Below are 622 nucleotides of genomic sequence, written 5' to 3'. Positions count from 1 at the left end.
ATCGCTAGTAATCGCGAATCAGAATGTCGCGGTGAATACGTTCCCGGGTCTTGTACACACCGCCCGTCACACCATGGGAGTTGGGGGGGCCCAACGCCAGTGACCTAACCCGCAAGGGAGGGAGCTGTCTAAGGCAAAACCAATGACTGGGGTGAAGTCGTAACAAGGTAGCCGTATCGGAAGGTGCGGCTGGATCACCTCCTTTCTAAGGAATATGACTAGGTAACTAATGACTTACTATTTTATTTTGAGTGTTTAATCAAAAATTAAATACACACCATTTCTGGTGACGATGCGCTTTAGGGAAACACCCGTTCCCATACCGAACACGTAGGTTAAGACTAAAGCGGCTGATGGTACTTGGCTGGAGACGGCCTGGGAGAGTAAGTGGTTGCCAGATTTATGGGGGCATAGCTCAGTTGGGAGAGCACCTGCCTTGCACGCAGGGGGTCAAGGGTTCGAATCCCTTTGTCTCCACTTGTCCGATTTAAATGGACAGCATTGTACTTTGAAAACTAAACATAATCAAAAAATAGATTTAAACTTATCAAATTTTAAATCTACAATTTAACCGATAATTAAACTTATTCTTAAATTTAACGAGAACAAGGCAAAATAATGT

1 tRNA gene and 2 rRNA genes are annotated in these 622 nt (G+C 44.4%); all 3 read left to right on the top strand.

Annotated features, from left to right (window positions below):
* Positions 1-205, top strand: a 16S ribosomal RNA gene (locus tag H8718_RS20405); the annotation flags it as partial.
* A gap of 77 nt (positions 206-282) precedes the next feature.
* Positions 283-400, top strand: a 5S ribosomal RNA gene (gene rrf, locus H8718_RS20400).
* Between the two features lie 4 nt (positions 401-404).
* A tRNA-Ala gene (locus H8718_RS20395) sits at positions 405-477 on the top strand.
* The last annotated feature ends 145 nt before the right edge of the window (positions 478-622 follow it).

This window comes from Zhenhengia yiwuensis (assembly GCF_014384995.1).
Classification (GTDB): domain Bacteria; phylum Bacillota; class Clostridia; order Lachnospirales; family Cellulosilyticaceae; genus Zhenhengia; species Zhenhengia yiwuensis.
This window is presented reverse-complemented; position numbering and strand designations above follow the sequence as displayed.